The organism is Desulfoprunum benzoelyticum (assembly GCF_014201505.1).
Lineage (GTDB): Bacteria > Desulfobacterota > Desulfobulbia > Desulfobulbales > Desulfocapsaceae > Desulfoprunum > Desulfoprunum benzoelyticum.
On the sequence record NZ_JACHEO010000010.1, the window covers coordinates 1 to 10,828 of the forward strand.

8 protein-coding genes are annotated in these 10,828 nt (G+C 62.0%); 6 read left to right on the forward strand and 2 right to left on the reverse strand.

Going from position 1 to position 10,828, the window contains the following annotated elements; all coding sequences use genetic code 11:
* Nucleotides 1–101: 101 nt before the first annotated feature.
* The 3 genes from HNQ81_RS09465 to HNQ81_RS09475 all read left to right on the forward strand — a co-directional run bounded on the left by HNQ81_RS09465 (nt 102) and on the right by HNQ81_RS09475 (nt 4,238).
* Nucleotides 102–1,355 (forward strand): TolC family outer membrane protein, encoded by a 1,254-nt coding sequence (locus tag HNQ81_RS09465; RefSeq protein ID WP_240191639.1) that lies wholly within the window; start codon nt 102–104, stop codon nt 1,353–1,355.
* Between the two features lie 132 nt (nt 1,356–1,487).
* Nucleotides 1,488–2,270, forward strand: coding sequence for a transglutaminase-like cysteine peptidase (locus HNQ81_RS09470; RefSeq protein ID WP_183350725.1), 783 nt, complete (start codon nt 1,488–1,490; stop codon nt 2,268–2,270).
* A gap of 12 nt (nt 2,271–2,282) precedes the next feature.
* A complete protein-coding gene (locus tag HNQ81_RS09475; RefSeq protein ID WP_183350727.1) occupies nt 2,283–4,238 on the forward strand; it encodes an EAL domain-containing protein in 1,956 nt (651 codons plus the stop codon).
* 40 nt (nt 4,239–4,278) lie between these two features.
* On the opposite strand, the gene HNQ81_RS09480 is transcribed toward HNQ81_RS09475, so the two are convergent.
* Complete coding sequence (locus HNQ81_RS09480) at nt 4,279–4,608, reverse strand: hypothetical protein (RefSeq protein WP_183350730.1); 330 nt, start codon at nt 4,606–4,608, stop codon at nt 4,279–4,281.
* Nucleotides 4,609–4,787: 179 nt separating this feature from the next.
* Between HNQ81_RS09480 and HNQ81_RS09485 the strand changes: the two genes are divergently transcribed.
* From HNQ81_RS09485 to HNQ81_RS09495, 3 genes are read left to right on the forward strand one after another with little or no spacing between them, the layout of a single operon-like run.
* A complete protein-coding gene (locus HNQ81_RS09485) occupies nt 4,788–6,980 on the forward strand; it encodes a type I secretion system permease/ATPase (RefSeq protein WP_240191638.1) in 2,193 nt (730 codons plus the stop codon).
* A complete protein-coding gene (locus HNQ81_RS09490; protein ID WP_183350732.1) occupies nt 6,977–8,362 on the forward strand; it encodes an HlyD family type I secretion periplasmic adaptor subunit in 1,386 nt (461 codons plus the stop codon). The genes HNQ81_RS09485 and HNQ81_RS09490 overlap by 4 nt, the downstream gene beginning before the upstream one ends.
* Before the next feature lie 3 nt (nt 8,363–8,365).
* Entirely contained in the window at nt 8,366–8,992 is a 627-nt protein-coding gene (locus HNQ81_RS09495; protein WP_183350733.1) for a helix-turn-helix transcriptional regulator, read from the forward strand.
* 98 nt (nt 8,993–9,090) lie between these two features.
* Here the strand turns inward: HNQ81_RS09495 and HNQ81_RS09500 are convergent.
* The coding region (locus tag HNQ81_RS09500) for a calcium-binding protein (protein WP_435051625.1) at nt 9,091–10,828 on the reverse strand (1,738 nt) is incomplete at its 5' end.

Consider the following 10,828-nt stretch of genomic DNA (forward strand, 5'->3'; position numbering starts at 1 on the left):
GTTGTTCTGAGAGAGTACCTTACCATGGTTGGTAGGACAGATAGTGTCCCATCACGGATAAATCTGTCGAGGCTGAGTTTCAGTGGTAATCAGATAACAGATTGGCGCGGGACGAGGAGGTCGTGCAGGCGAGGTCGGGCTACCTGCCGACCCTCGATCTCATTGCCGGAGCCGGGGTCGAGGATGTCCAGGAGCCGGTCGATGAAACGTACGATCCGATGCAGGTGACCCTGAAGCTGCGGCAGAATGTCTTTGCCGGGTTTTCGACCAAAAATGAGGTGGCGCGACAGAAGCACCGGGTGCGGTCGATGGCCTACACGCTGCAGGCGACATCGGAAAATGTCGCCCTCAAGGCGGCAAAGGTCTATCTCGAAGTTCTCCGCAACCAGGAACTGAAGGCCCTCGCCGACCAGAACCTGCTGAAGCATCAGCAGATTGCCGATCAGATCGGACTTCGAACCGAATCCGGAGTCGGCAGCCAGGTGGACAGCGAACAGGTCCGGGGGCGGCTGGCGCTGGCCCAATCCAATGTCGTGGTCACCCAGACGAACCTGCTCGACGCGATGACCAACTACCAGGGGATTATGGGACGTCTGCCGGGGGATCTGATCAAACCGGAGCCGCCGGTCGACGGCATGCCCGCCTCACTGGAAGAGGCGGAAAAGTGGGCGGTCGACAACCATCCGACCTTGAAGTCGGCCGGCGCCGACCTTGACGCCAGGCACAAGCAGCGCGACGTGGCGAACTGGACGTTCATGCCCATCGTCGACCTCGAGCTCGACCAGAACTGGGAGGATGAGGTCGATCAGATCGACGAGGAACAGCAGAGTACGGTGGCGATGGTCCGCCTGCGCTACAACCTGTTCAACGGCCTGAAAGATCGGGGCCGCAAGGCCGAGACCGTCCAGCTGGTCGAGGAAGCCCGGGAGATCAAAAACAATACCCATCGCCAGGTGATCGAATCGATCCGTCTGTCATGGATGGCGTACCAGTCGGTGCTGGACCGGATCAAGTATCTCGAAGACCACGTGCAGATGACCGCGGCGACGGCGACTGCCTTCAGCAAGCAGTTCGATATCGGCAAACGGACCCTGCTCGATGTCCTCGATACCGAGGCCGAGGCCATCGACGCCAGACGTGATCTGATCAATGCCAGCTATGACGGCCTGTACAGCCAGTACCGGATCCTCAACGGGACCGGCGGGCTCGTCCATTCCTTCGGCCTGAAGTGGCCCGAGGAGAGTATCGTCGAGGAGGAAGAGAACGAAACCGAAAAGATACAGGATGAGGGCAATCCGCAGACGGGCGGGATCAATCAGATCCGTGTCGGCGAGATGATGGTTGCCGGCAACTGACGAAAGAGCCGATGGCAGGCCGTGAGAAACGGGCCGGCGGAGCGTGACGGCGCTTCCCCGGCCCGTTTTTTTTGCACGGTATTTTCCGGAGAATTCCTTGCAAAACATGTTGATATAAGGTCTACAGCAGAAATGACACTGTCCTGCAGGATCGTCAGCGAGATCGGTACGGCAGGAAGAAGCCGGTCGCCCCCGCGCCGGCCTGTTCCGGTTGTCGTCCCTGCCCTTTGGATCGTTGCCGTGGCGCATTTTTCCCATATCGAAAAGCTTGTATGCTTTCTCCCGCTCCTGGTGCTCGTGTTCTGTCTCGGCGACGCGGTCCGAGGCCGGGGCCATTTTGCCATCGATGACGCCACCCTGGAATCAGCCGTGAAACTGCATGGGGAGGAGGCCCGGCAGCGGCTTCTGGCATGGGAGAAATTGATCCGGGAAAACGACAGTGATACCGATGAGGCGAAACTGGAGGCGGTAAACGTCTTTTTCAACAGGATGCAGTTTGTCGACGACCAGCAGCACTGGGGGAAACAGGATTACTGGGCCACCCCGGTCGAATTTCTGGCGACGGGCGCCGGCGACTGCGAGGATTTCGCCCTCGCCAAATACTTCACCCTGAAGGCCATCGGGGTGAAGGAAAACAAGCTCAACATGACGTACGTCAAGGCCCTGCGCCTCAACCAGGCGCATATGGTCGTGACCTATTTCCGCCAGCCGGGGGCGGAACCGCTGGTCCTCGACAACCTGGTAAAAGAGATAGAGCCGGCCACCAGGCGAAAGGACCTGCTGCCGGTATACAGCTTCAACGGTTCGGGGCTGTGGCTGGCCAAGGCCCGGGGCCAGGGGGAGAAGGTGGGGAAAAGCGGTCGCCTGCACCGCTGGCAGGACCTCCTGCAGCGGCTGCCGGAAGGGCTCAACTGAAGGGAATTGCCGATGACACTCTACAGACAGTTGCTGTTATTCACGCTGGTCCTGTTCTTCGTTCTCTTTGTCGGCGTGTGGCTCGACAAACTGCAGAGCACCCGCTCCTTTCTCGTCGACCAGCTCGAGTCCCATGCCCAGGATACCGCGACCTCGCTCGGCCTGTCGCTGTCGCCGCATATGGCCGACAACGATCTGGCAACCGCCGAGACGATGATGAACGCGCTCTTCGACCGCGGCTACTACCGGATCATCAGTCTGCGCGACGTCGCCGACAAGGTCCTGGCGGAACGGACCGTCGCGGTCGCGATCGACGGGGTGCCGGCCTGGTTCATCGACCTGGTGCCGCTGCAGACGCCGGGGGCCTCCTCTCTCGTCATGGCCGGCTGGAATCAGGCCGGGTCGCTGTACATCGAAAGCCATCCCGGCTATGCCTACCGCACCCTCTGGCAGACAGCGGTCAGGACGACCGTGATGTTCCTCCTCGCCGGTGTCGCCGTCCTGGTTCTCGGCGGCCTCGGCATGCGTCTGCTGCTGCGGCCGCTTCAGCGGGTCGAACGGCAGGCCGAGGCCATCGGCCGACGGGAGTACGAGATCCAGGAGAACATGCCCCGCACCCGTGAATTGCGCCGGGTGGTGGAAAGCATGAACCGGATGACCGTCAAGGTCCGCGACATGTTCGCCGAGCAGGCCGGTCTCGCCGAGAAGCTGCGCAAAAACGCCTACAGCGACGTCGTTACCGGGCTTGGCAACCGGCGCTATCTGCAGGGGCAGGTGCGGGCGGGGAAGAGTGATCCGGGCGCCGGTGGCGGCGCCTTCATCCTCGTTCAGGTTCTCGGCCTGCAGGCGGTCAACGAGGAACATGGATTTGCCGCCGGCGACGAACTGCTGCGCAAGGTCGCCGCCGTTCTGACCCGGGTGGTGCAGCCGTTCGCCGCCGCCGCCCCGGCCCGGCTCAGCGGCGGTGATTTCGGGATCTATCTGCCCGAGATCAGCCGGGTCGACGCCGAACACGTGGCCGAGAGCGTCGCCACCAATCTTGCCCGCCTGGCGCCCCAGCAGGTCGGCGTTTCGGACAACCTCGCTGCCGTCGGGGCCGCCGTCTATGCCCGGCCGGTCTCGTTTTCGCGGATGCTCGCCGAGGCCGACACCGTGCTCCAGGCCGCCCGTCGCCAGGGCGCCAACAGCTGGCTGGTACGGACTTTCGACCCGGTCGCCGACGACGGGGTCAGGGGCAAAACCTGGTGGAAGAACGCCCTCCAGGACGTACTCGCCAGGCGCGGCATCGTCCTGCTGGCCCAGCCGGTGACGGCCGGCGGCGACGGCGAGGTTCTGCACACCGAACTGTTCACCCGGGTCGTCGTCGACGACGAGGCCCCGATCAGCGCCGCGGTGTTCATCCCGCTGGCGGAACGGCTGCAGCTCATGACCCGGCTCGACCGCCTGATCCTCGAGGAGGTCTTCAACCGTTCGCGTTCCTGGCGGCAATCGGCCACGATCGCCGTCAACCTCTCCCCCACCTCGCTGGAGGACCGGGAGTTCGAGGCCTGGCTGCTGACGCGGCTGCGCGAAGGTGGAAAGGGGATGCCGCGCTTCGTCTTCGAGTTCATCGAGTTCGGCGCCATCCACCATCTCCAGGCGGTGCGGCAATTCGCGGAAGCGATCCGGGAGCTGGGGCACGGCATCGGCCTTGACCATTTCGGCCAGAGTTTCGCCAACTTCGGCTACCTCAAGTCACTCCGGCCGGAGTACGTCAAGATCGATCGCTCCTACGCCGTCGGTCTGGAGGAGGAGCAGGGCGACAACCGCTTTTTCGTCACCGTCCTGTCCAGCGCCGCCCACAGTCTCGACATCATGGTCATCGCCGAAGGGGTGGAAAACGAGTCGCAGCGGCAGGCCCTGGCGGCGATGAACGTCGACGGCATCCAGGGGTATCTGACAGGGTATCCGGAGGTGATGGGAGAGTAAGGGGGTGAAAGGCCAGGGGGAAGGTTGCGATGTCGGAGAATCAGAGGATATCGTCGACGACCAGCGTCTGTTCCTGCAGCTTCTGTCGCACCATTCGCCGCTGGTACAGTTTTTTGCGGGCCTCTTCCGGCAGCTCGGTCAAGAGGATGATATGTTTTTGCTCGAGCAGGTCGACCAGGTCGTCGATGAGCCGGATCACCCCTGAGTCGGTGAGCTTCAGCACTTCCTCCAGGTGCGACCGCTCCCCCGGCCCGGACAGGAACTCCGTCAGCTCCGCGACCGTGAGCTCGTCCTGAGCCGCCGTTTCCGTCTCTTCAGCCTTGCGTATGGCGATGATGGCGCCGTGTGCATCCCTTTCCGCGTAGAGCATAGGTGTCCTCACTGGGTCGACGATGGTGTCGGATGGAGTTCATGGCACCACTGTACCGAATTGCGGTGTTTTTTGCCCGGCGAAAGTGGCGGCGATCGTTGACATTCACCAAAGATATATGATTTAATTTAAAAAGTGACTCAATTCCGACGAAAACCACTGGTACTCCGTTGAATGGTATGACCACTTCCGCCCCCGTCCGCATGACGACAAAGATAACGTCCAAGATTCCGGAAACTTCGAAGCTCAAGATCGACAGCGACGTGATCGACGACCCGTTGTCCGACTGTCTGCTGATGCTGGCCAGGATCCATGGCCGCCGGATCTCCCGGGCGACCCTCCGGGCCGGCCTGCCCTTGACGAACAACCGCCTGACCGTCAACCTGTTCGCCCGGGCGGCGACCAGGGCCGGCCTGACCTCCAGGGTCCTGAAGCGGCCGGTGGCCGAGATGACCAACCTCGAACTGCCCTGCATCCTGCTGCTCCACGACAACCGTGCGCTCGTGCTGGTCACGGTCCGCGATGACGGGATGGCGACGGTCCTGCTCCCGGAAACCGGGATGGGCCAGGAGAACATCCCGGTCTCCGAACTGCAGGCCCGCTACAGCGGCTACGCGATCTTCTGCGCCCCCGAGTTCCATCGCCCCGAGACCTCCGTTTCCGAGATGGCGCCCCGGCACCGGGACTGGTTCTGGGGGACGCTGTTCTCCTCGTGGCGGATCTACCGCGACGTGCTGCTCGCCTCCTTTCTCATCAACCTGTTCGCGCTCACGACGCCGTTCTTCATTCTCAACGTCTACGACCGGGTCATCCCCAACTACGCCTTCGAGACCCTGTGGGTTCTGTCGATCGGCATCGGTGTGGTCTATCTCTTTTCCCTGCTGATGCGGGGATTGCGCGGCTATTTCATCGACATTGCGGGCAAGAAGGCCAACCTCGAGATCTCGGCGCTGCTGTTCGAGAAGGTCCTTGGCCTGAAGATGGCCGCACGGCCCGAATCGATCGGTTCCTTTTCCAACAAGATCCAGCAGTTCGACAGCGTCCGCGACTTCATCACCTCGCTGTCGCTGACGGCCCTGGTCGATCTGCCGTTCGCCGTGCTGTCGCTCCTTGCCATCTGGTACCTCGGCGGTTCGGTCGTCATCGTCCACCTCGTCGCGATCGTCGTCCTGCTGCTCTACGCCTACCTGGTCCAGATGCCGCTGAAACGGGCGGTGGAACAGGCCTTCCATGCCTCGGCCCAGCGCAACGCCGTCCTCGTCGAGGGGCTCAACGGTCTCGAGACCCTGAAGATGCTCGGCGCCGAGGGCAAGATCCAGCGGACCTGGGAGGAATCGGTCGGCCACATTTCCCGCTGGGGAACCCGCTCCCGCTTCCTGTCCTCGTCGGTCAGCCATGTCTCGGCCTTCGTCCAGAGCGCGACGATGGTGGCGGTCATCATCGCCGGGGTCTACGCGATCGCCCGCGGCATCATGTCGCAGGGCGGGCTGATCGCCGTCGTCATGCTGACCCGCCAGGCCCTGGCGCCGATGACCCAGGTCGTCGGTCTCGCGACCCGGTACCACCGGGCCCGCACCGCCCTGACGACCCTGCAGGAGATCATGGCCATGCCGGTCGAGCGGCCGCTGCAGAAGCACTTCCTGCACCGCGGCGAACTGCGCGGGGCGATCGAATTCAAGGATGTCAACTTCACCTATCCCGGCCAGTCGGTTCCGGCCCTGACCGACCTGTCGCTGACGATCAAGGCCGGGGAGCGGGTGGGGGTCATCGGCGCCATCGGCTCCGGCAAGACCACCCTCGGCAAACTGCTGCTCGGCCTCTACGAACCCGATACCGGCATGGTGGCGATGGACGGCACCGACATCCGCCAGATCGATCCGACCGAGCTCCGCCATTTCATCGGCTGCGTACCCCAGGACATCACCCTCTTTCGCGGCAGCGTCCGGGACAACATCATCCTCGGCCGCGAGGATGTGGGCGATGCCGAAATCCTCCGGGTCGCCGACCTCGCCGGCGTCTCGACCTTCGTCAAGCGCCACGCGATGGGTTTCGACATGCCGGTCGGTGAACAGGGGCGGCTGCTGTCGGGCGGCCAGCGCCAGGCGATGGCGATGGCCCGGGCCCTGCTGCTCGATCCGCCGGTGTTGATCCTCGACGAGCCGAGCAGTTCGATGGATGCCCGGAGCGAGAGCAATCTGCGCCAGCATCTCAACACGATCCTGAAGGGCAAGACCCTGATCCTGACGACCCACCGGGCCTCGCTGCTGGCCCTCGTCGATCGGGTCATCGTCCTCGATAACGGCATGATCCGGGCCGACGGGCCGAAGGCCGCGATCCTCGAGGCCCTCAAGAACGGGCAGATCAACATATGAGCCGGGCAACGCAGACGGGGGCGGATGTGGAACCGAAGGGAAAGAAAACCACCGACATTTTTGCCCATGGCGCCACCACCGATATCGATCTGGTGACCGACATCAGGACGACGATCCTGGTTCAGTCGCCGAAGGGCGGCCGGCTGATCGTCTGGCTGACCCTGGTGCTGCTGGCGCTGTTGATTGTCTGGGCATCGGTCTCCGAGATCGAGGAGGTCACCCGCGGCGACGGCAAGGTCATCCCGTCGAGCCAGGTCCAGGTCATCCAGAACCTCGAGGGCGGGATCCTGTCGGAGATCCACGTCCATGTCGGCGATATCGTCCAGAAGGGGCAGCTGCTGATGCGCCTCGACGCCACCCGCTTCTCGGCCCCGTACGAAGAGTATCGCAGCAAATTCCTGGCCCTCCAGGCCCAGGCGGCGCGGCTGCAGGCCGAGCACTCCGGCACGGCGATACAGTTCCCGCCCGAGGTGACGAAGGAGAATCCGGAGATCGCCGAGCGCGAGCGCCAGCTGTTCGACTCCCGCAACAACGAACTGAAGACCCGGGTCGCGATCCTCGAGGACCAGGTCAAGCAGCGGCGGCAGGAACTGACCGAGCTGAAGGAAAAGGCCACTGAACTGACCCGGACCTATGGCCTGCTCAACAAGGAAATCGGCCTGACCCAGCCCCTGATCAAGCAGGGGGCGGTGTCGGAGGTCGAGGTCCTGCGGCTGCAGCGGGAGGCCAGCGTCCTGCGGGGCGACATCGCCGCCACCCGGGCGGCGATCCCCCGGGCCGAGTCGGCGATCCAGGAGTCCCTGCGGCAGATCGACAAGGAGCGCCTGGCCTTCGCCAACGAGGCCAAGAAGGAATACAACGCGATCAAGAGCCAGCTCGAGGGGCTATCGGCCTCGTCGTCGGCCCTGGTCGACCGGCTCGACCGCACCGCGGTCCGGTCGCCGGTCTACGGGACGGTCAAGCAGGTCCTGGTCAACACCGTCGGCGGCATCGTCCAGCCGGGGATGGACATCGTCGAGATCGTCCCCCTCGAGGACACCCTGCTGATCGAGGCCCGGATCAAGCCGGCCGATATCGCCTTCCTGACCCCGAAGCAGCGGGCGATGGTGAAGTTCACCGCCTACGATTTCACGATCTACGGCGGGCTCGAGGCCGAGCTGGAATATATCAGCGCCGATTCGACGACCGACGACCAGGGCAACAGCTACTACCTGGTCCGGGTCCGGACGAAGAAGAATTATCTCGAAGGAAAGAAGGGGCCGATGCCGATCATTCCCGGGATGGTGACGACCGTCGATATCGTCACCGGCAAGAAGACGATCATGTCCTATCTGTTGAAACCGGTTCTCAGGGCCCAGCAGATGGCCTTGCGGGAGAGATGAGCGATGGTGGTATTGCTGTGCAGCACCGATGATGCGGTACGAAAGAAGTGGACGGCGGCACTCGGGAACGGCTACCGGATCGAGTCGGCCGGCAGCTACACCCAGTCCTTGCAGGCCCTGCGGGCGCTGCCGGTCGACCTGCTGCTGGTCCACCGCAGCATGGTCGATGACGCCCAGCTCCGCGAGCTGTGCGGGTTCAGGCCGGGGCTCAAGGTCTTCGTCCTCTCTGACCGGCCGGACGACAGGGATGGGGTGGTCTGCCTGCGGGCCGGCTGCGTCGGCTACGCCAACACCTACGCCTCGAGCCCCAGGTTGCGGACGGCGGTCGAGCTGGTGCTGTCCGGCCTGGCCTGGGTCGGCAAATCGCTGATGCAGCACCTTCTTGAAAACGTGGCGCTGCCGCCGGCCGCGGCGGAGCGGCAAGGGGCGGCCAACCAGGCCATCAAGGATCTCACCCCCCGGGAGAAGGAGATCGCCCAACTGATCGCCGAGGGCCTGGCGAACAGCGGCATCGCCGCCCGGCTCGGGATCAGCGAGCGGACGGTCAAGGCCCACCTCGGCGCCATCTATTCCAAGACCGGGGTCGGTAATCGCTTGGCACTGGCGTTGCGGGTGAATGGCGGAGGGTGAGGAGGCAGTCGGTAAGATCGGGGTGAAAATGACGAGGCCGGTCGGGGATTGCTCCCCGGTCGGCCTTTGATGATATGGTTTATCTGTGAGGTCGGAGGTTACGGTGCCGGATCGGGATCGAGGGGGACCAAATTCTGGAGATCATCTTCTCCTGAATCATAGTCGGTGACTTCTCCGGCGCCATTCTCTTCTGTATCGAAGGTATCCGTACCTTCGCCGCCGGTCACGTCGTCGTTGCCTTCAACAGGAACGGTTGTTTCTTCGCCACCCTGAACGGTATCGTCGCCGGCCTCTCCATCCACCACATCATCGCCGGTCCCACCGTCGATAGTGTCATTGCCTTCGCCACCATCGATCGTGTCTGCACCATCACCGCCGGAAATGGTATCGTCCCCGGCCTCGCCGTCGATGGTGTCATCTCCTTCCTCGCCATAGATGACATCGTTGCCCTCACCGCCGTCGATGGTGTCGTTGCCCTCGCCACCGGTGATGGTGTCGTCACCACCGTCATAGGTAGCGTCGCTTGCGTCGCCGTCGGTGTCACCGGTAATGGTGTCGTTGCCGGCTCCGCCATCGATGGTGTCGTTGCCCTCGCCGCCGTCGATGGTGTCGTCGCCGGCTCCACCGATAATGACATCGTCGCCTCCTCCGCCAGAAATAACCTCATCTTCGGGACCGCCGACGAACGCCTCGGCCTCGTCTGTTCCCATCATGACGTTGTCGTTGTCGAATTCGATATCAATGGTGGTCGTGGCAATATCTCCGTCACTGTCTTGAATGACCACATCAAATTGCTCAACGATATCCATTTCAGTGGATGATTCGGCATAGTCGACACCCGTTAACCTGAAGTTAGAGTATGTTGAATACAATTCGACTTTACTGATAGTTCCAAGTTCTCCATCATCATTGATAGTAAAGGTATTCTCGGTTGATGGTAGAGTCACTTCACCGGTGTACTGTTGCGATGCGCCTAGCTCGATGATATCACCGTTAAGATCGACTCGGTCACCATTCTCATTGAATGCTGTATACTGGATGGTGACATCGCTGGATGTGGGATTGTGTTCCAGGGAAAAAATGATATCCCCAACTGCGAGGGTGCCGTCGAGTCCAGCCATTCCAAAATCGATAACAAGAACACCCTCATCCTGGTTGACGATGTTATTATCTATACCCATCCCTGCGGTGCTGCCGTTTACTTTCAGTGCGTATTTAGGGTCATTGGGAGAGAGGTCAGGATCATAGGCTGTTAAGGTGAATAGGATGTCAAGATCAGGGGTTAGGTCTGGATCTTCAGGAACAAAAGCTTCCTGTTCGCCGGTTACAGGATCCTGAGTAACGATAATCATCGGCTGAGGGCCCTTCGGAAAACCTGCCGTTCCTGAGTCAAACGTATATTCTTTTGTAGCGTCCAGTTTGGCAAATGTCTCGAGGGTATATTCATCATTCACAGGATCGACCGTGAGAGAAAATACCTTGGAGCCTTCCAGGTCATCAAGGTCTGTAACTGCCAACAGAGTTGCCTTATCACTCGGATCGACATAGTAGTAGACTGTCTGGCCACTCGAAGTCAGGCCGGAATCTACTGAAGTCACCGTAACCCCATCCCATCCCTCTATGTTGCTCGTCAGGCTGGCGGAAACAGGTTCGTCTGCTCCTGGATCGACATCGAAGAGTCCGGTCAGGATCATGTTGGGTTCATTGGCGATATGGGCGTCTGCGACCTGGTTGATAACCGGGACGTCGTCGACGACGGTGACCACGAAGGAGCCGGTGGCCGAGGTGGTTGCGGTGGCCTGGTCGCCGTCGAAGTCGGTGCCGGTGGCGGTACCG